Annotated in this window: 18 protein-coding genes; 13 read left to right on the top strand and 5 right to left on the bottom strand. The window is 52.8% G+C overall.

The window, feature by feature from the left end:
* Window positions 1-153 precede the first annotated feature (153 nt).
* From J1781_RS22980 to J1781_RS22970, 3 genes are all read left to right on the top strand, one after another.
* Window positions 154-1020, top strand: a complete 867-nt coding sequence (locus tag J1781_RS22980; RefSeq protein WP_217234254.1) for a helix-turn-helix domain-containing protein — start codon at window positions 154-156, stop codon at window positions 1018-1020.
* Between the two features lie 109 nt (window positions 1021-1129).
* Window positions 1130-2428: an MFS transporter gene (locus tag J1781_RS22975; RefSeq protein ID WP_129951171.1), complete on the top strand. Its 1299-nt coding sequence runs from the start codon at window positions 1130-1132 to the stop codon at window positions 2426-2428.
* Window positions 2429-2474: 46 nt separating this feature from the next.
* On the top strand, window positions 2475-5132 hold the full coding sequence (locus J1781_RS22970) for a family 78 glycoside hydrolase catalytic domain (RefSeq protein ID WP_217234253.1): 2658 nt from the start codon (window positions 2475-2477) through the stop codon (window positions 5130-5132).
* A 615-nt stretch (window positions 5133-5747) separates the two neighbouring features.
* Here the strand turns inward: J1781_RS22970 and nifJ are convergent.
* Both nifJ and J1781_RS22960 read right to left on the bottom strand, forming a co-directional pair.
* On the bottom strand, window positions 5748-9278 hold the full coding sequence (gene nifJ, locus J1781_RS22965) for a pyruvate:ferredoxin (flavodoxin) oxidoreductase (RefSeq protein ID WP_217234252.1): 3531 nt from the start codon (window positions 9276-9278) through the stop codon (window positions 5748-5750).
* A 241-nt stretch (window positions 9279-9519) separates the two neighbouring features.
* Window positions 9520-10176 (bottom strand): MgtC/SapB family protein, encoded by a 657-nt coding sequence (locus J1781_RS22960; RefSeq protein ID WP_217234251.1) that lies wholly within the window; start codon window positions 10174-10176, stop codon window positions 9520-9522.
* A gap of 236 nt (window positions 10177-10412) precedes the next feature.
* Here J1781_RS22960 and J1781_RS22955 point away from each other — a divergent pair, with 236 nt between their 5' ends.
* Window positions 10413-10694, top strand: a complete 282-nt coding sequence (locus J1781_RS22955; protein WP_129951175.1) for a putative hemolysin — start codon at window positions 10413-10415, stop codon at window positions 10692-10694.
* 57 nt (window positions 10695-10751) lie between these two features.
* Here the strand turns inward: J1781_RS22955 and hslJ are convergent, their stop codons facing one another.
* A complete protein-coding gene (gene hslJ, locus J1781_RS22950) occupies window positions 10752-11174 on the bottom strand; it encodes a heat shock protein HslJ (RefSeq protein WP_217138590.1) in 423 nt (140 codons plus the stop codon).
* A 243-nt stretch (window positions 11175-11417) separates the two neighbouring features.
* Here hslJ and J1781_RS22945 point away from each other — a divergent pair, with 243 nt between their 5' ends.
* The 5 genes from J1781_RS22945 to J1781_RS22925 all read left to right on the top strand — a co-directional run bounded on the left by J1781_RS22945 (window position 11418) and on the right by J1781_RS22925 (window position 16557).
* Window positions 11418-12521: an ABC transporter ATP-binding protein gene (locus J1781_RS22945; protein ID WP_129951177.1), complete on the top strand. Its 1104-nt coding sequence runs from the start codon at window positions 11418-11420 to the stop codon at window positions 12519-12521.
* 64 nt (window positions 12522-12585) lie between these two features.
* Window positions 12586-13866: an ABC transporter substrate-binding protein gene (locus tag J1781_RS22940; RefSeq protein ID WP_129990777.1), complete on the top strand. Its 1281-nt coding sequence runs from the start codon at window positions 12586-12588 to the stop codon at window positions 13864-13866.
* A gap of 17 nt (window positions 13867-13883) precedes the next feature.
* Complete coding sequence (locus J1781_RS22935; protein ID WP_129951179.1) at window positions 13884-14795, top strand: carbohydrate ABC transporter permease; 912 nt, start codon at window positions 13884-13886, stop codon at window positions 14793-14795.
* Window positions 14792-15607 carry a carbohydrate ABC transporter permease gene (locus J1781_RS22930; RefSeq protein ID WP_217138592.1) on the top strand — a complete coding sequence of 272 codons (816 nt, stop codon included), beginning with the start codon at window positions 14792-14794 and terminating at the stop codon, window positions 15605-15607. Before J1781_RS22935 ends, J1781_RS22930 begins: the two co-directional genes overlap by 4 nt.
* A 20-nt stretch (window positions 15608-15627) precedes the next feature.
* Window positions 15628-16557: a metallophosphoesterase gene (locus tag J1781_RS22925; protein ID WP_217234250.1), complete on the top strand. Its 930-nt coding sequence runs from the start codon at window positions 15628-15630 to the stop codon at window positions 16555-16557.
* 73 nt (window positions 16558-16630) lie between these two features.
* Here J1781_RS22925 and J1781_RS22920 read toward each other — a convergent pair whose 3' ends face one another.
* A complete protein-coding gene (locus tag J1781_RS22920) occupies window positions 16631-17617 on the bottom strand; it encodes a 2-hydroxyacid dehydrogenase (RefSeq protein WP_129951182.1) in 987 nt (328 codons plus the stop codon).
* Window positions 17618-17859: 242 nt separating this feature from the next.
* Here J1781_RS22920 and J1781_RS22915 point away from each other — a divergent pair, with 242 nt between their 5' ends.
* The 3 genes from J1781_RS22915 to J1781_RS22905 are packed head-to-tail and all read left to right on the top strand — an operon-like array spanning window position 17860 to window position 21139.
* A complete protein-coding gene (locus J1781_RS22915; RefSeq protein WP_217159426.1) occupies window positions 17860-20586 on the top strand; it encodes a YdbH family protein in 2727 nt (908 codons plus the stop codon).
* A complete protein-coding gene (locus J1781_RS22910) occupies window positions 20583-20777 on the top strand; it encodes a YnbE family lipoprotein (protein ID WP_129951184.1) in 195 nt (64 codons plus the stop codon). The genes J1781_RS22915 and J1781_RS22910 overlap by 4 nt, the downstream gene beginning before the upstream one ends.
* Window positions 20778-20785: 8 nt before the next feature.
* Window positions 20786-21139: a YdbL family probable chaperone protein gene (locus J1781_RS22905; RefSeq protein ID WP_408004165.1), complete on the top strand. Its 354-nt coding sequence runs from the start codon at window positions 20786-20788 to the stop codon at window positions 21137-21139.
* 123 nt (window positions 21140-21262) lie between these two features.
* Here J1781_RS22905 and J1781_RS22900 read toward each other — a convergent pair whose 3' ends face one another.
* Window positions 21263-21880, bottom strand: coding sequence for an FMN-dependent NADH-azoreductase (locus J1781_RS22900; RefSeq protein WP_129951185.1), 618 nt, complete (start codon window positions 21878-21880; stop codon window positions 21263-21265).
* 300 nt (window positions 21881-22180) lie between these two features.
* Between J1781_RS22900 and hrpA the strand changes: the two genes are divergently transcribed.
* Window positions 22181-26056, top strand: a complete 3876-nt coding sequence (hrpA, locus tag J1781_RS22895; RefSeq protein ID WP_217234249.1) for an ATP-dependent RNA helicase HrpA — start codon at window positions 22181-22183, stop codon at window positions 26054-26056.
* The last annotated feature ends 53 nt before the right edge of the window (window positions 26057-26109 follow it).

The following is a 26109-nucleotide window of genomic DNA, read 5'->3' as shown; positions in this document are numbered from 1 at the left end:
TGAAACAAATGTCACGGGCGGTTACGCCACAGTGCCAGTGGCTCATATAGACTTGTCATAATTATTACGGTCTAATCATTTTATCAGGAAAATATATTTTTATTACACACATTGATTAAAGTTAATTATTTTATTCATTAAACCGGTGAATGTATGAAAATACTCAAGGTCAGTGATTTCTTCCTTTCGAAACATCATGCTTTTAGTTTATTCGATATGAACCGTCAGTCGATGGAAGATGTGCACAGGCATGAATTCGATGAGTTAGTTATTGTCCGCAACGGCAGCGGATTTCATATCATTAACGACCAGGTGGAATTTATTCATAAAGGTGATTTTTTTATCGTCAGCGCTCATGATACCCACTGCTATGAATCCACCAATAAACTATCAATTACCAATATATTACTGCATAAACAACGACCCTTTCATTTTATCAATAACATTGATCAACTCACTGCGGGGATAAAAGAATATACCACCTCAATAAAAAAACGGCGTACCGGATTAACGGACGCGGAACTGACGACAGTGACTGAACTGACCGATAAAATTACCTGCCAGTGGGACACCCGTTATGATAACGCCTACTTTGCTGCTTCAGAATCTTATCTCTTATCGATGATAGTCATGCTGTACCAATGTGCCACCCGCAGGGAATGCCGGGCCAGTCCGACAGAATCCGGCAAGCGACATCTGCTGAATTATTTACGCGAAAATTACGCGTGCAGTATTAACTGGGATTATTTGTGTGAGGAAAGTGGTGTGGCAAAAAGAACCATGTTCAGATTTATCAAAGAAATGACCGGCTTTACGCCCGAAAAATTTCAGTTGCGTTACCGTTTATTAAAAACCCAGGAGTTATTACGCACCTCCGATTTAACTGTCGGCAAAATTGCTACCCGGTGCGGTTTCTCCACCACATCCCGCCTGACGGAGGCCTATAAAAAACAATTTCACAGAACCCCCTCTCAGGAACGAATGAGAGTCAGTAATAGTGTCCTTAAAGCGCACTATTAATAATAACCGTCATAAACAAGAAACGTCTAATAGGGAATCATAATAACAGCAGGTGTTAAGGACAGCTCACGAATTATTTTTTTCACCGTTACCTCTGAAGGACATGATTATGTCAACCATTAAACAACCTAATCCCTGGTACGTCGGGGTGGTTTCCGGCATGGCATCATATATTGATTCTGCCGCAATTGTTTCAAACGGAACGGCCCTGGTTATTTATCAGAAAGCAATAGGAACAACATCGGCTCAGATCGGCATACTTTCCGGCATATTAACGCTGAGTATTGCACTGGGTGCTTTTCTGGGCGGCAGGCTGGGGGATTGTTATGGCAGACGCAAAGTCTTTATTGTCACTATGGCGATGATCATTATGGGTACGCTGTTGCTGGCTTTCGGTAATACCTTTCCGGTGCTGCTGACCGGCACATTGCTGGTCGGGCTGGCCACCGGCGCAGACTTGCCGGTATCTCTGGCGACCATTGCCGAAGCCGCAACGGATAAAAATCGCGGGAAAATTATCGGACTGTCGAATTTACTGTGGTTTTTGGGGATTGGTACAACCATGGCGATTTCAGCCATCGTCGGCGGCTGGGGGCGTCCGGGTGCGCAGATTATGTATCTGCATGTCTGCGCTGTGGCCGTGATTTTGCTGGCGTTGCGCTGGACAATTCCGGAGTCTCCATTGTGGCTGATTGCCCGAAACGAACGGCGTGCAGGAATTGTCACGGTACGTGCGCAGAAAGCCTCGTTTAAGGATCTTATTCACGGGAAATACCTGTGGCCTTTTGTAGCGCTGTGTCTGTTCTATGCCTTTACCAATCTGGCCGCGAATACCGGCGGTCAGTTTGGCACGTATATTGCGGTGAATGTCGTGGGTATTTCCGTCGGGCAACATTCACTGTGGAACCTGCTGACTATGCCGGTCGGTGTATTTGCCGGGATCATGTTTATGCGTTTTGTCGATACACCAAAACGCATCCCGGTATTTATTCTGGGGGCATGTTGTTTTGCGGGGGGATTCTTCCTGCCGGTATTATTTAAATTTTCTCCCGCATCCTGGTTCTGCTGCTTATTTTTTACTGCCATAGGCAGCGGCCTGGCATTTGAAGGGATAATGAAAGTCTGGTCGCAGGAATCTTTCCCGACCATGCTCCGCTCTACTGCGCAAGGTATTATCGTCGCTATTTCCCGGTTGTTATGCGGTGTGCTGGCATTTATTACGCCTCTGCTGCTCGATGCCGGTCCGCTGGTGTTGTATACCCTTTTATCCGCTACGGTGGCTTCCGGTTTGTTGATCGGCTGGATCTGTTTCCATGGCAAACAACGGAATGAATTCAACAGCGAGGCCGGTACGGTGACTAAAGAAACGGCATCTGAATATCCGGCATCCGTTATCAAGCAAATCTAGTGGTTTATTTTACCGCTCAGGCAATATTACATGAGGACTCAGGAATATGCTCACAGTGATCAGACTTACATTAAATCAGGAATCAGCATTGTACGGTGTGCAGGAATTTCCGGTATTAGGCTGGGAAATTGCAAGCCATAACAGAAATGTCCGGCAAACCGCTTACCGGATCCAAATTAGCCAGGATCAGGGTTTTGATAAAATCCTGTTTCGGGGCGAATGGCAGGACAGCGAATATTCTAATAATGTCACCCTGAATGAATTCACTCTCATCTCTTCACAGCATTATTTTATCCGGGTGCAGATCCGTGATAATTATGGCGACACCAGTGCCTGGAGTTCGCCTGCGGAGATGATTTCCGGCGTGCTTTATCCCCGTGAATGGCTGGCTGATTTCATCACCGTCGAAACGCCGGCAGATAAAGATAATTCCAGAGCGACACTGTTACGGAAATCTTTTGTTCTGAACCGGGCAGCAGATATTCAGTCGGCTTTTATTCATGTCAGTGCGCTCGGGCTTTATGAATGCCATCTCAACGGTTGTAAAGTCGGAGAAGATAGCCTGACGCCGGGTTGGACGAGTTATCACAACCATTTACTTTATCAGACTTACGAGGTAACCGGTCATCTGAAAAAAGGTGAAAATGTCCTGGGTGCCATTTTAGGTGCAGGCTGGTACAAAGGTGACATGGGTTTCAGCCGTCATCGTAATTATTATGGTGAACGGAGCGCGCTTATTTCTCAGCTGATGATTAATTATAAAGATGGCTCACGTGAAATTGTGGTCAGTGATGAAAGCTGGAAAGGATACGATTCAGCCATTCTGTTTTCAGAAATCTATGACGGTGAAATTTACGATGCACGCCGGGAAACTCCCGGCTGGTGTGCGCAGGGTTTCGCAGAAGATGGCTGGCGGCCCGTCAGCGTGGTGGCGCATGAAAAATCCACGCTGGTGGCGCAGGGAAGTAACACGGTCAGAAAAATGGGAGAAATTAAGCCTGTTGCGCTGATCACGACGCCGCAGGGCGACACTGTTATTGATTTTGGCCAGAATCTCAGTGGCTGGGTTGCGTTCAGGGCCAGCGGCAAGGCGGGTGATAAAGTGGTATTGCGACACTTTGAGGTGCTCGATGCGCAGGGTAATGTGTATCTGGATAATCTGCGCACTGCCAGACAGCGAACCGAGTATGTGCTCAAAGGCGAGGCCGAAGAGACCTGGCATCCGCACTTTACCTGGCAAGGTTTCCGCTTTGTGAAAGTTGAGCAATATCCGGCGCCGCTGGATCTGAATAACTTCACCGCCATTGTTTTGCACTCCTCGATGGAACAGACCGGGCATTTCGCCTGCTCAGACCCGGCGCTGAATCAGCTACATCACAATATCCTTTGGGGGCTGAAAGGTAATTTTGTTGATGTGCCGACGGACTGCCCGCAACGCGACGAGCGGCTGGGCTGGACGGGCGATGCGCAGATTTTTTGCCGTACCGCGAGTTACCTGATGCAAACCCGTAATTTTTTCGCCAAATGGCTGACCGATCTTCGTTATGATCAGACGCCTGAGGGCGGTGTGCCGCACGTTGTCCCGGATATCCTGACCGGCTATTGTGGCAAAGACCGGCTGCTGTCCGAAGGCGGAACCCATTCCGCATCGGCCTGGGCGGATGCCGCAGTGATCAACCCGTGGACGATGTACCTGATGTATGGCGATACGCAGGTGCTGGAAAACCAGTACGCCAGCATGAAAGGCTGGATAGATTTCATGACCGTGCATGCTGAAAACCACCTCTGGCATTACAAATTACAGTTTGGCGATTGGGTGGCGCTGGATGCCAAAGAGGGCAGTTATTTCGGTGCCACGCCCGATGACCTGACGTGCACGGCGTATTATGCGTATTCCACGCAATTGTTTGCCAAAGCGGCGAAAGCGCTGAACCGCACTGAAGACTATCAGCATTACGATGCCTTACATCAGGCCATTGTCAGGCGTTTTCAGGAGGAATTCTTCACTCCATCCGGCCGTCTGGCGGCCAGAACGCAAACCGCACATATTCTGGCCCTGTACTTTAATCTGGTTCCTGATGCGTTCCGTCAGCGCACCACCGATACGCTGGTAGAACTGCTTAATGAACACGACGGGCATTTAGTCACCGGCTTCGTCGGCACGCCATATTTCTGTCACGCACTCAGCCAGAATGGCCGGAACAAAGAGGCGTGGAGTTTACTGCTGAAAGATGATTTCCCGTCATGGCTGTACCAGGTGAAAGCCGGTGCCACCACGGTCTGGGAACACTGGGACGGCATCAAACCGGACGGCAGCATGTGGAGCGCGGACATGAACTCCTTCAATCACTATGCTTACGGCGCGGTGGGCGAATGGCTCTACCGGGTGGCGGCCGGGATTGAAGCCGATGAAGAGCAGCCGGGTTTCAAACACGCCATCATCAGACCACAGACCGGCGGCGGCCTGAGCTGGCTGGATACCCGCTATCAGTCCATTTACGGTGCAATCGGTGTGCGCTGGGAAGTGAACGGCCAGAAGGTGAAGCTTTGTGTCTGTATTCCGGCGAATACCTCCGCCACACTGATTCTGACAGACGGCCAACATGTGGAGGCGGCGGACGGGATTGATTTTGTGCGCTGTACTGATGGGTATACCGCAGAGGTGGGGTCGGGGGAGTATCGGATCGAATACCGGTTAGTTTAAGGTCAAGACATTGGGTTGCCACCCAAACGGGCTTCAAGGTCAAGACCGTGGGCGTCGGCCCACACCGACCAGAGACCCGGTAACGCGCGGGCCTCTGGACTCCGCGCTTTTTTAACTGCCCGCTACCGCTTGCTGGCTATGTTTCAGGTACCGCAGTGACAGGCTTGAAATCTTGCCGCTGCGCGGTGCCTTCTCTCGGTGTTACTTGGCCTGTGGCCTCGCCCTTCGGGCCGTCACTTCGTGACGTTGTCTCGCATAGCTCGACCCGAGCCACAGGTCTCGAAGCCGCTCCGTTCAGCAAGATTTCTGAATCGCCTTCAGCTTTTTTAAAACCACAATCAGTTAAGTTGCGCAGTAGAAGCCAGAGGCCGGTTCCAAAATCACGCCGGACGAGAGGTGGAAAACCGCGCGGTATTTTGCGCGGGTTGTAACCCGATGGGAGGGCACCGCGCAGCGGCGGGATTTTGCGGCTATCACCGCGCCCGCTGAAACATAGCCTCCAGCGGAGCGCGCAGTGAAAGAGCCCGGGGGTCTTGGGGGCGGCGGCGATAAGCCGCCCCCAAGTCGGTGTGGGCCGACGCCCACGACTTTGAACTTGAAGTTGAGAAAAAAGACTCAAGACTCTGATTCGGTCTTCTTACCCGCCAGCATGGCCAAAAAGTCATATTTCTGTTGTAACTCTTTCTCCGCCGCCGCATACAACATGTCTGCCACTTCCGGCTGTTGGGCATTTAATCTTCTGAACCGCTGCTCATTATTGAGCGTATCGGTCAGCCCGCCGGATGGCGGTCTGGAATCGAGAGTCAGTGCCGGTTTACCTTCTTCCACGCGACGCGGATCGAAGCGGTACAGCGGCCAGAAACCGGTGGTGGTCAGTTGTTTCATCTGGTCGTGGCTGAGCGCCAGATCATAGCCGTGTTCTTCACACGGGCTGTACGCAATAATCAGCGACGGCCCCGGATACGCTTCGGCTTCCTGTATAGCTTTGACGGTCTGGTTAAGCTGGGCACCGAGCGATATCTGCGCGACATACACATGACCGTACATCATCATGCTCACCCCCAGATCTTTGCGCGATTTGCGTTTGCCCTGTTCGGCGAATTTCGTGACTGCGCCGAGCGGGGTGGCTTTCGATTGTTGTCCGCCGGTGTTGGAATAACATTGTGTATCGAGCACCAGCACGTTGACGTTTTCGGTCAGACTCAGCACATGATCCAGCCCGCCGAAACCAATGTCATAAGCCCAGCCGTCACCGCCAATCAGCCAGATAGATTTGTCTACCAGATAATCCGCATCCGTTGATAACTGACGCGCATCCGGTGTGCCGATATCTGCCAGAATTTTACGCAACGCCGTGACATGTCCGCGTTTCACTTCCGGTGCGGAGGTGTCATCGCGCAGTCCGCCGAGCACGTCAGCCGGAATATGCTCTTCCAGTGAAGTCAGCAGACGCAGCACGCGGCGGCGATGCTGATCAACGGTCAGGCGGAAGCCCAGCCCGAACTCGGCGTTGTCTTCAAACAGAGAGTTTGCCCATGCCGGACCACGGCCATCAGAGTTGGTGGTGTAAGGCGTTGAGGGCAGATTACCGCCATAAATAGAGGAACAACCGGTGGCATTAGCGATCAGCAAACGGTCGCCATAAAGCTGGGTCAGCAGTTTGATGTAAGGTGTTTCACCACAGCCTGAACAGGCACCGGAGTACTCAAACAACGGGGTGATCAACTGAGAGGTGCGGATATCAATACGTTCCAGCGTGGTTTTATCAATTTCCGGCAGTTTAAGGAAGAAATCGTAACTGGCGCGTTCTTCTTCAAGATGGGTGATGCGATCCGCCATATTAATGGCTTTGACCGACGGATCCTGACGGTCTTTCGCCGGACAGACTTCAACGCACAGATTACAGCCGGTGCAGTCTTCCGGTGCGACCTGCAAGACATATTTCTGACCGCGCATGTCGCGGGATTTCACATCCAGCGATTGCAGCGCAGACGGGGCGTCTGCCATAAATTCCGGCTGAACCACTTTGGCGCGGATCGCCGAATGCGGGCAGGCGGCGACACAGTGATTGCATTGCGTGCACAAATCCGGCTTCCAGATCGGCACTTCTTCGGCAATGTTACGTTTTTCCCATTGGGTGGTGCCGGTCGGCCAGGTGCCATCCGGCGGGAAGGCCGAGACCGGCAGCGCATCGCCAAGACCTGCCAGCATAGTGGCAGTGACGGTTTTGACGAAATCCGGTGCTGCGTCGGACACAATCGGCGGACGTTTGCGGGGATTTTCAGGAACAGGTTGCAGCGGCACGGCGACCAGTTCTTCCAGCGTGGCGGCCAGCGCCATCCAGTTGCGGGTCACGATCTCTTCACCTTTGCTGCGGTAACTGCGGGCAATCGCGCCCTGCAATTCTTTCAGCGCGTCATCTCCCGGCAGAATCTGTGTCAGGTGGAAAAACGCCATCTGCATGACGGTATTAATGCGTGCACCAAGTTTACATTCGCGGGCGATTTTGGCTGCGTTAATCACATAGAAACGCGCCCCGCGCTCAAGCAGTGTGGCCTGTACTTCGAGCGGTAAACGTGACCAGACCTCACCGGCGCTGAACGGGGTATTGAGCAGGAAAATGCCCCCCGGACGCAGACGTTCTGCCATCTGATACAAATCGATAAACTGCCACTGATGACAGGCGACAAAATGCGCCTGACTCACCAGATAGGCGGATTTGATCGGCTTTGTACTGACGCGCAGATGTGACACCGTCAGGCCACCGGCCTTTTTAGAGTCATAAACAAAATAACCCTGTGCGTACATTGGCGTGCTGTTGCCGATAATCTTGATATTGTTTTTGGTGGCCGACACGGAACCATCGCTGCCCAGCCCGTAGAACAGGGCTTCGAGCGACGCGTGCTGTGGTAACTCTTCTTCTGCGACCGGCAGCGACAAGCCGGTGATGTCGTCATAAATGCCGACGGTAAAACGCGGGCGCGGCTGGCTGAGTGACAGTTCACGGAACACGGCGAGCACGCAATCCGGCCCGAATTCTTTTGAGGATAAGCCGTAACGGCCGCCGGTCACTTTTGGCAGTGAATCACGTTCGCCACGCGAATACGCTTCCGCCAGCGCAGTCATCACATCAAGGTATAACGGTTCTGCCAGCGCACCCGGTTCTTTGGTGCGGTCAAGCACGGCAATGCTTTTTACCGTTTGCGGCAGCACAGATAACAAATATTCAGCGCTGAATGGCCGGTACAGCCGCACTTTCAGCACGCCCACTTTCTCGCCGCGGGCCATCAGGGTTTCAATCACTTCTTCTGCGGTGCCGATCCCGGAACCCATCAGCACAATCACCCGTTCAGCCTGCGGATCACCGATATATTCGAACGGCTTATATTCACGACCGGTGAGGGCAGCAAAGGCCTTCATCGCGTCGATAACGTGCTGGCAGGTAGCATTGCAATAAGGATTAGTGGCTTCACGGGACTGGAAATAGGTGTCCGGGTTAGCCGAGGTGCCGCGGATCACCGGATGATCCGGTGACAGCGCGCGGGCGCGGTGGGCGTCAATCTGCGCCTGCGGCAACATCAGCCGGAGGGTGTCATCACTGAGCGGCGCAATTTTGTTGATTTCGTGTGAGGTACGGAAACCATCGAAGAAATGGATAAAGGGTACGCGGCTGTTGAGACTGGCAACCTGAGAAATCAGTGCAAAATCCTGCGCTTCCTGCACGCTGGCCGCAGAGAGCAGGGCGCAGCCAGTCTGGCGCACGGCCATGACATCAGAATGATCACCAAAAATTGACAACGCATGGGTTGCCACGGTACGCGCCGCCACATGCAGCACAAACGGCGTCAGCTCACCGGCCAGCTTGTAAAGCGTCGGGATCATCAGCAACAGACCCTGCGACGACGTGAACGAGGTTGACAGTGCGCCGGTTTGTAACGCGCCATGGACGGTAGAAATCGCACCGGCTTCCGACTGCATTTCCATGACGGCCGGGACATCGCCCCACAGATTTTTCTTTCCTTCGCCTGACCAGGCTCCCGCAATTTCGGCCATGGTTGAACTGGGCGTGATCGGGTAGATAGCAATCACTTCATTGGTGCGATAAGCCACGGAAGCGACTGCATTATTACCATCAGTGGTGATCATGGAATACCTTTTGCTTTGCTCATAATGGCGGCCAGCGGAAAAGTCGTTTTGCTGGCGAGAATGTTAAAAGCTTAGCAGAGGCCGGATTAATCGATTTATCCTGATTGTGTGCAGGGCTATTTCAGCTGGTATTTGAAGTGGTTACGCAATGACCACAGGCACTGGGATTATTATTAGCCGCTGTGCTTCAACCGGTTTGAGACAGCGGCTAAATAGGGTACAGAAGAAATGCCCGAGGGGATTAATTAATATCGATACGTTTTATTCCTTTCACCGACATCAGCGCTTCATACAATTTATCCACACTTTGTTTCGGCCGCAGGATCACATCCAGAACCAGTTCACATTTACTGTCATCTTCGTCGCGCTGATTAATTTTGATATGGCCCGGACGAATTCGCATTTTTTGTAACGCCAGTAACACCACCGGCACACTTTCCGGCAGCAGACGTATTTCAATTAAATGGTGATGTCCGACCCAGTGGTTGCTGATCTGGCGGAAAACCTCCAGCACAATTAATGTCATGAACGCGCCATAGATGCCGATTTCATAGAGTCCGCTACCTATCACCAGCCCGATGGCGGCGGTCACCCAGAGTCCGGCCGCGGTGGTTAAACCTTTCACAATCTGTTTCTGAATAATAATGGTTCCGGCGCCAAGGAACCCCATGCCACTGACCACCTGTGCCGCCACACGGCTCGGGTCAAAGCTGACGTGAGTTTGCATCAGAATATCGGCAAAGCCGTATTTCGATACAATCATAAACATGGCGCTGCCAATCCCTACCAGTATATGAGTACGCAGACCGGCCTCTTTGGCACGTAACTGACGCTCAATACCAATTAAGCCGCCCAGGGCACCGGCGAGGGCAATACGAAGTAAAAAGTCGGTCAGCATGCAAGCTCCTTATCATTATATTTTCCAGACAATGCAGGGGAAAAAGTGGTTAATTACTGTTAATTTTATTAGCCAAAGAAATAACCCGTAGAAATAAAATGTGTCTGAGTGTTTAAATTTAAGATTATTTTAGGAAAAAGTTGATGTTATTTTACTGAAGGGCTCGACTCAGGCGAAAAACGTCGGATATGATGGCGACTCGCAAAAAATCCCCGTCATATTCAGGAGCAGTACAGATGATCACTGCGTTTCGCGTGTTACTGGCCGCCGGTGTGCTGGTGTTAGCCGCATGCAGCAGCCATGACGATTCGGCTGATGTTCCCCAAAAAGGTAACAGCGTTAATATCGGGCAACGTACCGTGAACATGGACAGCCCGGCGTATGCAGCCTGTTCAATGGCGGGCGGGCAATTACGGATGGCGCCGCAACTCGATGGCAGCCGCGTCGGTATGTGTTCGCTGGCCAACGGTCGCCAGTGCTCGGAAAGTGCGCTGATGCAGGGCGTGTGTAAAGCCTGATAATCGCCAGACAGCCGTCTGGCGTTTTTGCATTTAACGCGGCAGCAAATTGCCCGTTTACATCCGGTCTTTCAAACGATAAACCAACTGGTGTTTGCCCTGGGTGAGGGTCAGCTTGCTATCCTGCAAGGTGAGCGCCGCACCGTTATTGAGCACATCACTGATCACATGATCCCATTTATTCAGGTTTTCATCCGGGCATAACATCATGGTGGATGCGAGCCCTTTTACGGTCAGTACATTATTATGCAACTGACCCTGACCCATGAAGTTATTACACATTTTGCCGGATATGTGCATGTCTGAGCCAAATTCAATTTCCGGAATGCGTCCTTGCGCAGCAGGGACAGTCTGCCCATCTACGCTCAGCAACTCAAAACGGTGATGCTGCAGATCAGTCTGTTTAACGCCAGTGTTCTGATTCATGCTGCAAGCCCCCAGAGTTATTGCGGCGGCCAGAACAAACAGTGACTTTTTCATCTTCTCTCCTGAGAAATATTCCTTTGGCGCTTGCCATGTCGATACATTCAACTGACTTATGCGATATTTTCTGAAGCATTATAGCGTGAATGAATGAGAATTTTAAGCCCTTAACTCCCTCGCCTGCGAAGGGGAAGGAGCTTAAAACCTTACCTGTCTTTATCCCGTCATCTTCCCATCATAAAAACGTCATTTTAGCCCGCTAGGTTATGCCCATCATGGTTCAGAGAGATGCATCGCGGCATGAGCTTTTTATCACTCCGTCATATCCGGAAATCCTGGGGAACAAAAATTGCACTCAATGACATCAGCTTTGATGTGGAAGAGGGTGATTTTATTGCCTTACTCGGCCCCTCAGGCTGCGGAAAATCGACATTACTACGGACCATTGCCGGGCTGGAAACAGCAGAAAGCGGCACGTTATATTTTCAGCAATCTGATGTCACCACGCTGACGCCTTCTCAGCGCAAGCTGTCGATGGTGTTCCAGTCTTATGCATTATTCCCGCACATGAATGTTCGCGAAAATCTGCTATTCGGATTGCGCGCACGCGGTGAAGACAAGCGGCATTTTGCGACGCGGCTGGCGGATGTCAGCAAGCTGATGGAACTGGAACCTCTGCTCGACAGGTTACCTGCGCAGCTTTCCGGTGGTCAGCAACAGCGCGTGGCGCTGGGCAGGGCGGTGATTGCCAATAACAGGCTGTGCCTGATGGATGAGCCGCTGTCTAATCTTGATGCCAAACTGCGCCAGAGTATGCGCCGCGAAATCCGTGCAATTCAGAAAAAGCTCGGCCTGACCTTGTTATATGTCACCCACGATCAGACAGAAGCGATGAGCATGGCCGACAAAATCATCCTGCTCAACGACGGCTGTATTGAACAGCACGACACGCCGGATAACCTTTACAACAACCCGACCAGTATTTTTGCCGCGCAATTTATTGGCGCGCCGCCGATGAATATTCTGCCGCTCGAACGCCGCGGGCAGCATCACTATCTTGCCGGTACGCCGTTGCCCGTGGTGGAAAACTTTAATGAAAACGATCTGAGTCTTGGTCTGCGAGCCGAAGATATTCAGCTGATTTCGCCTGAACACGCCAGTTTGACCGCGCAGGTGGTCAGCCATGAATACATGGGGGCAGATACCCTGGTGGCCTGCGCACTGACCGGCTATCCGGCGCTGCTGACAGTGAAAGTTGCGGGCATGAAACGTTTTGCCGACGGCCAGAGAATCGGGCTGCAATGGACCACGGGCGCACAATATTTTTTCATCACAGCAGACGGAAAACGCTGCTTCCACGCTGAGCAATCCTGTTTGCAGTCAGATCAGAGAGTTGCCGTGTAGTTGTCATTTTTTGCAGTTATTTATTTTTCTGACTCATACAACGCCTATTGCCGAAGGGAAAATTATGTCTATTGTTCACCGTTTTTCACGTCTTGCTACCGCCGTTCTGCTCATCACCAGCACCTCTGCTTTTGCAGCAGATCCGGTGAAACTCCAAATGTATTACCCGATTGCTGTCGGTGGGAAAATCAGTCACACGGTGGATACGCTGGTGGAAGATTTCCAGAAAACGCATCCTGATATCAGCATTCAGCCGGTCTATACCGGTGATTACGCCACGACGGTCACCAAAGCGCTTACTGCATTTCGTGGCGGCAATGCTCCGCAAATCGCGGTAATCGGCGATATCGAAGCATATTCCCTGATCGACGCGGGCGCGATTTTGCCAGTCAGCGATCTGGCGAATGACGCGGACGGCAAACAATGGATCGACGGCTTTTATCCGGCCTTTATCCGCCATATTCAGGGCAAAGTGTGGAGCATTCCATTCCAGCGTTCGACGGTCGTGTTGTACTGGAATAAACAGGCGTTTGAGAAGGCCGGTCTGAATGGCGACACACCGCCTGCCAGCTGGCAGCAGGTGGTCGATTTCGGTAAAAAACTGGTCGTGCATGACGGTTCTCAGGTGAAGCAGTGGGGCATTGAAATTCCTTCCACCCCAAACGGTTACTGGAATTTCCAGGGGATTGCAGCCACCAACGGCGGCCATCTGGATAATGGTAAAGGTACGGCGGTGACTTTCGACACGCCAGCCAACGTAGAAGCCCTGCAATGGCTGACTGATCTGGCGCAGAAGGAAGCGGTTTCACCGAAAGGTACTATTGCCTGGGGCACCACGCCGCAGGACTTTATCGACGGTAAAACCGCGATGATGGTCACGACCACCGGCAACCTGACTACCGTGCGTGAAAATGCCAAATTCCCGTTCGGCGTAGCGATGCTACCGGAGAAAACGCAGCGTGGCAGCCCGACCGGCGGTGGCAATCTTTACGTCTTCAAAAACACTACGCCGGAACAACAGAAAGCGGCGCTGACGTTTATCCGCTGGGTTTCCGCTCCGGAGCAGGCCGCGCGCTGGAGCATCGCCACCGGGTATGTCGCGACATCGCCTGCCGCGTGGGAAACCCCGGTCATGCAGGATTATGTGAAACAGGTTCCGCAGGCACTGGTGGCCCGCGAACAGCTGAAATATTCACAGCCGGAACTTTCAACTTATAACAGTGTGCAAATCCAGGAACTGATGAACCACGCGATTGAAGCTGCCGTCACGCAGGCAAAAACGCCAGCCGAGGCGCTGAGTTCGGCGCAGAAACAGGCTGACCGGCTGCTGAAACCTTATCAGTAAGGATAAAAAGGAACAGCATGAGCACATTTCACGCGGTCCTTCCGGCCACCCGCACACGCGGGTTGTCATTACAACTTTATGGCTATCTGTTGGTGTTGCCTGCTTTAGGATTTCTGCTGTTATTTACCCACTATCCGGCGCTGGCAACGGTATGGGAAAGCCTGTTCAGCGCTGCCCGCAGCGGGCATCCGGCGCAGTTTGTCGGACTGGATAACTACCGTGCGCTGCTCGATGACGATGTGTTTATGTTGTCATTACGCAATAATTTACTGTACGCCCTGATCACCATTCCGCTGTCCGTCGCGCTTGCGCTGCTGATGGCGCTGGCGGTAAACCGCCGTCTGCGGGGGAATGCACTGACCCGCGCCGCTTTCTTTATTCCTTCGCTGTTACCGATGGTGGCGATTGCCAATCTGTGGCTGTTTTTCTATACGCCTCAGCTCGGTTTGCTTAACAAAATGCTGGCGTTGTTTTCGTTGCCAGCGGTCAACTGGCTGGGCGAGCCGGGTACGGCACTTTACAGCCTGATGGCGGTTTCAGTCTGGCGTGAGGCCGGATTCTTCATGATTTTCTATCTGGCCGCATTACAGCAAATCGACCCGCGACTGGCTGAAGCGGCACAAATCGAAGGGGCATCGCGCCGCTATTTCTTCCGGCGGGTGCAGTGGCCATTGCTGATGCCGACCACATTATTCGTGCTGATCAACGCCTCGATGAATGCCTTCAGGATTGTCGATCAGGTGATTGCGATGACCAACGGCGGACCCGACAACAGCACCAGCTTGCTGCTGTTTTACATTTACCGCACGGCATTCAGTTACTGGGATTTACCGGCCGCGTCGGCAATGACTGTGGTACTGCTGGTGATCCTGGCCGTTATCGCGCTGATTAAATTCAACCTGCTGGATAAAAGGACGCACTATCAGTGAAACCATTTTCTTTCAGCCGTCTGATCCTGAATTTTACTATCTGGCTGGCGGCGTTACTGTGGTTTTTACCGGTGCTGGTCGCGGTCTGGGTAGCTATTCATCCGGCATCGGTGCAGGGCAGTTTTTCACTGTTTGCGCCGCTCACTTTGCAGAATTTCATTAATGCCTGGCAGGCGGCACCGTTTGCCCGCTACTTTATGAATACCACCTTGCTGGTGCTGATGATTGTGGTCTGTCAGCTGATTCTGGCAACACTGGCAGCGTATGCCCTGGTGCGGTTTAAACTCAAAGGTGCCGGGTTTATCTTCGCGCTGATCCTGCTGCAACTGATGATAAGCCCCGATGTGCTGATCCTGAATAACTACAAAACCATTGGTGCGCTCGGGTTGCGCGATACGCTGGCGGGCATCGCGCTGCCGTATTTTGCCTCGGCGTTTGCCATTTTCCTGCTGCGCCAGACGTTTAAAAGTATCCCGCTGGTACTGGAAGAAGCGGCGGTGGTGGAAGGTGCCAGCCGGTTTTATATCCTGCGCAAAATCTACATTCCGCTGGCGAAACCGATCTACGTCGCCTTCGCGCTGGTATCTGTCAGCTTCCACTGGAACGATTTCCTCTGGCCGTTAGTGATCACCGATTCAGTCAAAGTGCGGCCGGTCACGGTCGGATTGCAGTTATTTTCCGCGCCGGAGCAGGGCGTGCAATGGGCGCTGATCAGCGCCGCCACCCTGATGACGGTGTTACCGCTGCTGGTACTGTTTCTGATATTTCAGCGTCAGTTTGTTCAATCCTTTATGCGGGCAGGGATCCGGTAAGATCCCGACAGGAGAATATTATGACCGTGTCCATGTTATCCCCTTTATTATCTGAACGGCAGGAACAGGCACTGGGCAATGTCAGTTCGCTCTATCAGTTGCCGGAAGTCCACGACGCGCTGGTCAATGGCGCAAGGCTGCGCTTCGGGCTGATTGCTGACCCGCAATACGCCGATGCTGAACCAGAGAAAATCCGTTACTACCGCAACAGCCTGAATAAACTGGCCACCGCCATCAATGAGCTTAATGATCTCAAACTCGATTTTGTCGTCACCCTTGGCGATCTGGTGGACAGAGACTGGAGCAGTTTTCAGGCCGTTCTTGCCCGTTATGACGCGCTTCGTCACCCGCATGCGGCGGTGATCGGCAACCACGACGCACAGGTTATTTCCGAGCATCTCGGGGCGCAGAAACCGGCCATCGGCTTACCGAAAAGTTATTATTCCTTCAGTTTGCCGGGTTATCGTTTCCTGATCATCGACGGTAACGACGTCAGTTTGTACTGCAACCACGCCAATGGCGATGACCGTCAGTTAGCGGAATATATGCTGGCAGAACTGACCGAATGCCAGCAGTCACAGGCGCAGCCGTGGAACGGTGCTGTCGGGCGGAAACAATTTGAATGGATTGAGAAAAATCTGCATGAAGCGCGTGAGCAGCGCGAGGCCGTACTGGTTTTCGGTCATTACCCGCTGACACCGGTTAACAGCCACAACTTGTGGAATTGCGAAACGCTGGTGGAATTGCTGTGCCGTTACGACGTTCGTGCTTACTTCGCCGGCCACGATCACCGGGGTGGCTACGACCGTGTGGATAATACGGATTTTATTACCCTCAAAGGCATGGTCGACGGGGAAAGCAGCCTGCCATTTGCCTCGGTCACGCTGGCTGATGACGTGCTGACCCTCACCGGTTACGGCACGGAAATCAGCCGGGTGCTGAGTCGCTGAATGCGCTTCGGCAGTAATGCTAAAAGAAAAGGCTCACCTGAGTGAGCCTCAGACACCTGACCGGATAATGCGATCAGAGCAGATTCGGGCAGGCCACCCCTTTCGCCAGCTGATCAATATTCATCAGTGTGGTTTCTGAAATGCTGGTCAGCGCGTCGCTGGTCAGGAAGGCCTGATGGCCGGTGAACAGCACGTTGTGGCAGGACGACAGGCGGCGGAAAACGTCGTCAAGGATCACTTCATTAGAATTATCCTCGAAGAATAAATCGCGTTCATTCTCGTAAACGTCCATACCCAGCGCGCCGATTTTTTGCTTTTTCAGGGCATCGATAGCGGCGGTGGCATCCAGCAATCCGCCACGGCTGGTGTTGACGATCATCACACCGTCCTTCATTTTAGAGAACGCTTCTGCGTTGAGCAGATGATGATTTTCCGGCGTCAGCGGGCAGTGCAGGGAAATGACATCAGATTCTGCATACAGCGTATCCAGATCAACATATTCCGCACCGAGCTCCAGTGCCAGCGGGCTTGGATACGGATCAAACGCCAGAATGCGCATGCCGAAACCTTTCAGGATACGCATCGTAGCCACGCCAATTTTACCCGTACCGATAATACCTGCGGTGCGCTGATACATATTAAAACCGATCAGGCCTTCCAGCGAGAAGTTGGCTTCACGTGTGCGCTGATAAGCGCGATGAATGTGGCGGTTAAGACACATCATCATACCCACTGCATGCTCGGCCACCGCTTCCGGCGAATAGGCCGGTACGCGGACAACGGAAATCCCCAGTTCTTTCGCGGCGTCTAAATCGACATTGTTAAAACCTGCGCAACGCAGGGCCAGCGTTTTTATCCCCAAAGACGCCAGTTCCTGCAATACTTCGCGGCTGCCATCGTCATTAACGAAAAGGCAGACTGCATCGGCACCTACCGCCGTTTTCGCCGTTTGCGGGGTCAGCAAAAAATCGAAAAATTCCAGTTGATAGCCATAGTGTTCGTTGACCAGTTCCAGATATTTCCGGTCGTAATTTTTAGTACTGTAGACAGCCACTTTCATGGTGTTTCTCCGCAGTGAGTTTGAATCTCTGGCGAAATGCTTTCTGCATGTTTTATAAGGAATAAACAGTTTCAGAAACTATTCGCAATATGTTACCAAACTAGCAGAGCGCAGGAAGGCAGACAATTTATCCTGTGCTATTTGATTCAGGCGTCCTGGCATTCCTGTCATCAGTTATTACGCTAATTATGATATCTTGCGGGCGTTTAGACCTTTTAGTGAAGCATAAGACAAGGCAAGTCATGAGGAACGGACTAAAGAAAGGCGCGCAGATACTCCTGAGTATAGTGGTGATTATGGCGCTGCTGCTGTGGGTGTTATGGAAAACTGTGCCGCGCTGGTTACCGGTTATCGCCAGCCACTGGCTGCCTGGCGGAACACAACTGGTGCTGAAGGGGACGCCGCGCTGGTCCGGCGGTAATCTGCAATTGCCGGGCCTGCGCTATCTGGCCGGCGACTGCACCCTTGCAACGGCGCGAAATGCCCGTCTTAGTCACGACACCGGTCGCTGGTCGCTGAAGCTCGATGCACTGACGGTCGACACCGCCTGTCTGGCAAAACTGCCCAAAAACGACAGTCAGACAACGTTTTCCCTCTCAGACATTCAAAACATGCTGCCTGCCGGCAGCGTCAGCATTGGTCAGCTTTCCGTAACGCCGTGGCAACGTTACGCCGCCAATGTTCAGATCACCAATCTTGACGGCGTACAGCATCTGTCGGTCAGCGGCGATGCCCTGAAACTTGAGGCCGAACTTGACGGCAACCTTCAGCTTGCCATCCGTTCATTCAGCCTGACACCGCCGGGCAGCCCGCAGCCGGTGATGCTCAGCGGTAAACTGCTGCTTCCGGCGAATCTCGATCAGTTGCCTGAATCCGGCGAACTGCATGCCGAAATGCAGACGGCACAAGTGCCTCAGCCGCTGGATATTACGCTGAGCTGGCAGGCGACCGAAGGCATACTGACGCTGGCCGAAAAGGGCAGCGATAAGCCTCTGGCGATGCTGCCGTGGAAACTCAACAATAACGAATTACAGATTACGCAGGGACAATGGCGCTGGCCTTATGCGACGCAACCGCTGGCCGGGGGCGTAAACCTGACGCTCAGCGACTGGTCACCGGCGTTTGATCAGACCAACATCACCGCCCGGCTGAACGTGCTGACGCAGGGCCACAACGGCAAGGCCAACGTGGTACTGACACTCGGGCCGGGACGCATTGGTTTACTCGACAGCGATGTAGGCTTTCGCCTGACCGGTCAGGCAAATCTCCAGGCCACGTCCCTGAGTGCGTCATTGCCCGGTCAGCTCAGCGGATCGCTGCTGAATCCGACGCTTTCGTTGCGCAGCGGTTCGCTGTTACGTGCATGGGGTAAGCCGACGCCGGAACTGACCATCAGCGATGCGCGATGGCCGCTGGCAGGGGTCAAAGTGTCCGCAGAGGGCGTGAGCGGGCCGTTACAGGCGATCCTGAAAGCCCGTCACCGTTTCTGGGGCGCGTTTGATCTGCATCTCAGCGGCAAGTCGCTGGCATTCTGGCCTGATGTCGGACTGTGGAATTTCAATTACTGGGGCAATGGCCATCTGCCGCCACTCAATGGCCGCTGGGACATGTCCGGCAAAGGCCAGTGGCATGATAATCTGATCAGCATTAATTCGCTCTCGACCGGATTTGACCGTCTGCATTACGGGCTGGTGGATGTCGATGCCCCACGTCTTACGCTTGTACACCCTTTGCTCTGGAAACGTCCGCCCTCCGCCCGCTTCAAACCGCAGTATCCTGATATGCCGACGGCGTTTAAGGGGGACATCAGGCTGGTGGCCCGGAAGATTTCGCTGGCGAACGGAGGCTACCTGCCGCCTGCCACGCTGGCGTTACAGCTCAGTGGCGACAGTCCGGACAGTTTCATGATGCGCGGGATGCTGGATGCCAAACCGATCGGCCCGATCCGACTCAACGGACGCTGGGACGGCGAAAGGCTGCGCGGTGAAGGCTGGTGGCCGAAACAACAACTGACGGCATTCCAGACGCTGCTCACACCCGATCTGAACATCAAATTACGTGAAGGAACCTTCTACGCACAGTCGGCTTTTTCGGCTGCCCGTGGTCAGGGGTTTGTGGCCGGTGGCCACTGGGTGGTGAAAAACGGTGGCTTCTGGATGAAAGACGGCGACCTGAGCGGGCTGGATTTCAGCCTGCCGTACCGCCTTCAGGACCAGGTCTGGCAGCTTGGCGTGAAAAAGCCGGTGACGCTGCGTATCGGCGAAGTGAATAATCTGGTCAAAATGCAGAACGTGACGGCCGATTTACAGGGGCATTATCCGTGGAGTGAACAATCGCCGCTGACCCTGAGCAATCTGGGCGTTGATATGTTGCGCGGCCATCTCAGCCTGTCGGCGCTGCGCATGCCGCAACATGATGCGGCAGTGCTGAAGCTCGAAAAAATCAATCTCAGCGAACTGTTTACGGCGCTTAAGCCTAAGCAACTGGCGATGTCGGGGGTGATTTATGGTGAGCTGCCGCTGTATGTGGAAAATCCGCAATGGATCATTCATAACGGCTGGATCAAAAACGACGGCAGCCTGACGCTGCGCCTCGATCCGCAGTTTGCCGATGCCATGGCCAGCGGTAATTTCGCCAATAGTATGGTAATTGGCCTGCTGCGGTATCTGGAAATCAGCCGTTCCGATGCGCGGGTCAGCCTGGATAATCTTGGTGTGCTGACCATGAAGGCCAAAGTTGACGGCGTGAATTACACCGACACGACGCACGGTGGCAACAAAGAAAAACGTGAAATCGTCCTCAATTATTCCCATGAGGAAAATATCTATCAGCTTTGGCGCAGTTTGCGTTTTGGCGACAATCTTCAGGAGTGGCTGCAACAGCAGATGTCTTTGCCTGCTGATGCGCTGTCAAAACGTCCGCCCGCAGCGGGACAGAAAAAGGATCCAACAGTGAGGAAGGAACAATGAAATTGCGACTTGTCGGCCCGGGCATGGTGCTTTGCGTAATGATGCTCAGCGGCTGTGTGCCACGTATCGAACTGGCCGCGCCGAAAGAGCCGATCACCATCAACATGAACGTGAAAATTGAACACGAAATTCATATTAAAGTGGATAAAGATGTGGAAGATCTGCTGAAAAATCAAAGTGATTTATTCTAGGAGCACGTATGTCCGGGCTATTTATCAAAAAGAACGGCATCAAAAAAATCAGCCTGATGTGGCTGATCAGCGGATTACTGTTTTGCAGCCAGGCATTCGCGTTAACGCTCAGTGAAGCCAAACAGCAGGGGCGCGTGGGTGAAACGCTGTCTGGCTATCTGGCTCCGCTTAAACAGGACCCGGAAAGTGTCGCACTGACTGTAAAAATCAACGACGCCCGCAAGCAGCAATACACCCAAGTTGCGCGGGACAACAACGTCAGCACCGAGGATGTGGCTAAACTGGCCGGGCAAAAACTGGTCGCCAGAGCCGGTAAGGGCGAATATGTCCGGGGCATCAACGGGCAGTGGTTGCAAAAGTAAACGGGGGAAACACAGGGCAAAAAAAAGCGCGCCTTTCAGCGCGCAATAGCTTTATCACAACATCATCTGAGCGGAACGGACAGATTCTTAAGTGAATGGGTGCTCAGATTGTGATAACGATAATTATGCGGCAGACAGTTCTTTGATAGCGGCATCGATTGCTGTTTTCGCATCAGCCTGCGCTTTTGTGGCGACTTCAGGACCGTATGCGATGCCTTCCGCGTAAACGAACTCTACGTCGCTCATGCCCAGGAAGCCCAGGAACAGCGACAGGTATGGCGCAACCAGGTCACTCGGGGTGTCTTTATGGATGCCACCACGGCTGGTCAGAACGATAACACGTTTACCTTTCACCAGGCCTTCCGGGCCTTTCTCGGTGTATTTGAAGGTCACACCGGCACGTGCCACCAGATCAAAATAGTTTTTCAGCTGGGTAGGAATGTTGAAGTTGTACATCGGTGCCGCGATCACGATCACGTCATGCGCCTGCAATTCTTCAATCAGGGTATTGGACAGCGCCAGGGCTTCTTCCTGACGTGGTGTCAGCGGAGCATCGGATGGACGCAGTGCGCCAACCAGTTCACCGTCAAGTACCGGGATCGGATCAGCAGCCAGGTCACGAACTGTTACGGCAGAACCGCTGTTTGCAGCCTGATACTGCGCAACCAGGTAATCGGCCAGCTGGTTTGACTGAGAGAAGTTAGCCAGAATGCTTGATTTCAGAACGAGTATTTTGCTCATTAGTGAGTTCCTTAACGGTGTGATACATAGGGTGTTGGTTTTTATAACCACGATGTCCCCGGAATGGAACTTACTTTATTCACAAAGCTTATTCAGTGATAGCGCAATATTTAGAGACCTATCATCGATTTTTTTGAACAACTTAAAATCCAGGCATCGCACGCCTGTTTTCAGCATGTTCAATCCCTTGTGTTAACATAGACGCAAGCAGGTAAGGCATAAACCTTCCTCATCACCCATTCAGATTCAGCCGGTGGCGGCCCATGTCCTCCGGCTGACATGCAACAAGGAATTGTGAACGTGAAATCACCGCTCGCGGCACTATCAGCGCAGTTAGACGGGCTGATGCTACGTGACCGGCAACGCCTGCAACGTCGTTTGCAGGGTGCCAGAAAGATTGATAAACCCGAAGCACTCGATGCGTTACGTGCTGAGATCCAGACTGCCATCAACGAGAGCCTGAAGAAAGTCAGCGCCCGTGAAGCCTCGCGGCCAAAAATCAGCTACCCGGAAAACCTGCCGGTCAGTCAGAAGAAAGACGATATTTATAACGCCATCCGTGATCATCAGGTGGTGATTGTGGCGGGTGAAACCGGTTCCGGTAAAACCACGCAGATCCCTAAAATCTGTATGGAACTCGGGCGCGGTATCAAAGGCGTGATTGGTCATACCCAGCCGCGTCGTCTGGCCGCGCGTACCGTGGCCAACCGTATTGCTGACGAGCTGGATACCACGCTGGGTAACACGGTCGGTTATAAAGTGCGATTTAACGATCAGGTCAGTGAAAACACCCTCGTTAAGCTGATGACCGACGGCATTTTGCTGGCTGAAATCCAGCAAGATCGCATGCTGATGCAGTACGACACGCTGATCATCGATGAAGCGCATGAGCGCAGCCTGAACATCGACTTTATTCTCGGTTATCTGCGCCAGTTGCTGCCCAAACGCCCGGATCTGAAAGTTATTATTACCTCGGCGACCATCGATCCTCAGCGGTTTTCACGTCATTTTAATCATGCGCCGGTCATTGAAGTCTCCGGCCGGACTTATCCGGTTGACGTGCGTTATCGTCCGATTGTGGATGACGCAGATGATGTGGATCGTGATCAGTTGCAGGCGATTTTCGACGCAGTCGATGAACTGGGTCGTGAAAGCATGGGCGACATTCTGATATTCATGAGCGGTGAACGTGAAATTCGTGATACTGCCGATGCACTGAACCGGCTCGATTTGCCGCACACGGAGATTTTGCCGCTGTATGCACGGCTGTCGAACAGCGAACAGAACCGCGTATTCCAGTCGCATTCCGGCCGCCGTATCGTGCTGGCGACCAACGTTGCCGAAACCTCGCTGACCGTGCCGGGCATTAAATATGTCATTGATCCTGGCACCGCGCGTATCAACCGTTACAGTTTCCGCACTAAAGTGCAGCGCCTGCCGATTGAGCCGGTTTCGCAGGCTTCCGCTAACCAGCGTAAAGGCCGTTGCGGACGCGTTTCTGAAGGTATCTGTATTCGCCTGTATTCTGAGCAGGATTTCCTGTCGCGCCCGGAATTTACCGATCCTGAAATCCTGCGCACCAATCTGGCTTCCGTCATTTTACAAATGACGTCGCTGGGTCTCGGTGATATCGCTGCGTTCCCGTTTGTTGAAGCGCCGGATAAACGCAATATTCAGGACGGCGTACGTCTGCTGGAAGAGCTGAACGCCATTAACAGTGCTGTCGATGGCCGCTATACGCTGACGCCGCTGGGGCGTCAGCTGGCGCAACTGCCGGTGGATCCGCGTCTGGCCCGCATGGTGCTGGAAGCACAGAAAAATGGCTGCGTACGCGAAGTGATGATCATTACCGCCGCGCTGTCGATTCAGGATCCGCGTGAACGCCCGATGGATAAACAGCAGGCGTCTGATGAAAAACATCGCCGTTTTGCTGATAAAGATTCTGATTTCCTGGCATTTGTGAATTTGTGGGATTATCTGAAAGTGCAGCAAAAAGAGCTGTCTTCAGCACAGTTCCGCAAGTTGTGCCGCAGCGATTTCCTCAATTATTTGCGCGTGCGCGAATGGCAGGATATTTATACCCAGCTGCGGCAGGGAGTGAAAGAACTGGGACTGCCGGTTAACAGCACACCCGCCGAATACCGTGAAATCCACTGTGCATTGCTGACCGGTTTGCTGTCGCATATCGGCCAGAAAGATGCCGATAAACAGGAATATACCGGTGCGCGCAATGCCCGTTTTGCCGTCTTCCCGGGCTCCGGATTATTCAAAAAGCCACCGAAATGGGTGATGGTGGCCGAACTGGTGGAAACCAGTCGTCTGTGGGGGCGCATTGCCGCACGAATCGAACCGGAATGGATCGAGCCGCTGGCCAGGCATCTGGCGAAAAGCAGTTACAGTGAGCCGCACTGGGAAAAAGCGCAGGGCGCTGTGATGGCAACGGAGAAAGTGACACTCTACGGACTGCCGATTGTGGCGGCGCGTCGGGTGAATTACGGCACCATCGATCCGGTAGTCTCGCGCGAACTGTTTATCCGTCATGCACTGGTGGAAGGCGACTGGCAAACGCGTCATGCGTTCTTCCGCGCTAACCTGCGCCTGCGTACCGAAGTGGAAGAGCTGGAACATAAATCCCGCCGTCGCGATATTCTGGTCGATGACGAGACTCTCTTCCTGTTCTACGAACAACGCATCGGGCAGGAAGTAGTATCGGCGCGTCACTTTGATACCTGGTGGAAAACGCAGCCGCAGGACAGCCTGAACTTTGAAAAAAGTATGCTGATTAAAGAGGGTGCGGGCAATATCAGCGCCCACGATTACCCGAATTTCTGGCATCAGGGTAACCTCAAGCTGCGTATTACGTACCAGTTTGAGCCAGGTACCGATGCTGATGGCGTGACCGTACATATTCCTTTACCTCTGCTCAATCAGGTGAGTGAGGAAGGTTTCGACTGGCAAATTCCGGGGATCCGCCGTGATCTGATTATGGCGCTGATCAAATCGCTGCCAAAACCGGTTCGTCGTAACTTTGTGCCTGCACCAAATTACGCCGATGCCTTGCTCGGGCGCATCAAACCGTTTGAGATGCCGTTGCTGGATGCGATGGAAAAAGAACTGCGTAAGATGAGCGGCGTGACAGTGTCACGGGAAAGCTGGCAATGGGATCAGGTCCCGGATCATCTCAAAATGACGTTCCGCATCGTCGATGATAAAAACAAAACACTTCGTGAGGGTAAGGATCTCACTGCGCTGAAATCGGGTCTGAAAGAGCAGGTGCAGCAAACGCTTTCTGCGGTGGCTGATGACGGCATCGAACAGCGCGATCTGCATGTCTGGAGCTTTGGCACGTTGCCGGAACGCTATGAACAAAAGCGCGGCGGCTATGAAGTGAAGGCTTATCCGGCGATTGTCGATGAAAAGGACAGCGTGGCAATCCGCCTGTTCGACAGTGAACTGGAACAGCAGCAGGCCATGCTCAGCGGGATGCGGCGTTTGCTGTTGCTGAACATTCCTTCGCCCGTCAAATACCTGCACGAGAAGTTGCCGAACAAAGCCAAACTGGGATTGTATTTTAACCCGTACGGTAAAGTGCTGGATCTGATTGACGACTGCATTTCGTGCGGCATCGACAAACTGATTGCAGAGTCCGGCGGGCTGGTGTGGCGCGAAGAAGATTTTGCCAAATTACATGAGCATGTTCGCGCAAATCTGAATGATACGGTGGTGCAAATCGCCATTCAGGTGGAACAGATCCTGACGACAGTATTCAACATTAATAAACGGCTGAAAGGACGAATTGATATCACCCTGGCACTGGCGCTTTCAGATATCAAGGCGCAGATGTCCGGGCTGATTTATCGTGGATTCGTGACACAAAATGGCTGGAAACGGTTGCCGGATACGCTGCGTTATTTGCAGGCGATTGAGCGCAGGATGGACAAACTGGCCATGGACCCTCACCGCGACCGTGCGCAGATGTTGAAAGTAGAACACATCCAGCAGCAATGGCAGCAGTGGTTCAATAAATTGCCGCCGGTACGTCAGCAAAGTGAGGAAGTGAAAGAAGTGCGCTGGATGATTGAAGAATTGCGTGTCAGCTACTTTGCCCAGCAACTGGGTACCCCGTATCCCATCTCGGATAAAAGGATTTTGCAGACGATGGAGCAACTGATTTAACGGGTTCTCAACACTAAGAAACCGCCTTATACACACAAAGGCGGTTTTTTTAT

Origin of the sequence: Rahnella perminowiae, assembly GCF_019049695.1 — a bacterium.
In the GTDB taxonomy this organism is placed as follows: Bacteria; Pseudomonadota; Gammaproteobacteria; order Enterobacterales; family Enterobacteriaceae; genus Rahnella; species Rahnella perminowiae.
Note: the sequence above shows the minus strand (reverse complement) of the source record. Positions and strands in the feature narration are given on the sequence as shown.

Coding starts and splice junctions, on each gene's coding strand:
- J1781_RS22925 (WP_217234250.1), top strand. CDS start 15,628: ATGACCGTGTCCATGTTATCCCCTTTATTATCTGAACGGCAGGAACAG.
- J1781_RS22935 (WP_129951179.1), top strand. CDS start 13,884: ATGAGCACATTTCACGCGGTCCTTCCGGCCACCCGCACACGCGGGTTG.
- J1781_RS22960 (WP_217234251.1), bottom strand. CDS start 10,176: ATGCTGACCGACTTTTTACTTCGTATTGCCCTCGCCGGTGCCCTGGGC.
- J1781_RS22920 (WP_129951182.1), bottom strand. CDS start 17,617: ATGAAAGTGGCTGTCTACAGTACTAAAAATTACGACCGGAAATATCTG.
- J1781_RS22945 (WP_129951177.1), top strand. CDS start 11,418: ATGAGCTTTTTATCACTCCGTCATATCCGGAAATCCTGGGGAACAAAA.
- J1781_RS22910 (WP_129951184.1), top strand. CDS start 20,583: ATGAAATTGCGACTTGTCGGCCCGGGCATGGTGCTTTGCGTAATGATG.
- J1781_RS22980 (WP_217234254.1), top strand. CDS start 154: ATGAAAATACTCAAGGTCAGTGATTTCTTCCTTTCGAAACATCATGCT.
- J1781_RS22940 (WP_129990777.1), top strand. CDS start 12,586: ATGTCTATTGTTCACCGTTTTTCACGTCTTGCTACCGCCGTTCTGCTC.
- J1781_RS22970 (WP_217234253.1), top strand. CDS start 2,475: ATGCTCACAGTGATCAGACTTACATTAAATCAGGAATCAGCATTGTAC.
- J1781_RS22905 (WP_408004165.1), top strand. CDS start 20,786: ATGTCCGGGCTATTTATCAAAAAGAACGGCATCAAAAAAATCAGCCTG.
- J1781_RS22975 (WP_129951171.1), top strand. CDS start 1,130: ATGTCAACCATTAAACAACCTAATCCCTGGTACGTCGGGGTGGTTTCC.
- J1781_RS22915 (WP_217159426.1), top strand. CDS start 17,860: ATGAGGAACGGACTAAAGAAAGGCGCGCAGATACTCCTGAGTATAGTG.
- J1781_RS22900 (WP_129951185.1), bottom strand. CDS start 21,880: ATGAGCAAAATACTCGTTCTGAAATCAAGCATTCTGGCTAACTTCTCT.
- J1781_RS22955 (WP_129951175.1), top strand. CDS start 10,413: ATGATCACTGCGTTTCGCGTGTTACTGGCCGCCGGTGTGCTGGTGTTA.
- nifJ (WP_217234252.1), bottom strand. CDS start 9,278: ATGATCACCACTGATGGTAATAATGCAGTCGCTTCCGTGGCTTATCGC.
- hslJ (WP_217138590.1), bottom strand. CDS start 11,174: ATGAAAAAGTCACTGTTTGTTCTGGCCGCCGCAATAACTCTGGGGGCT.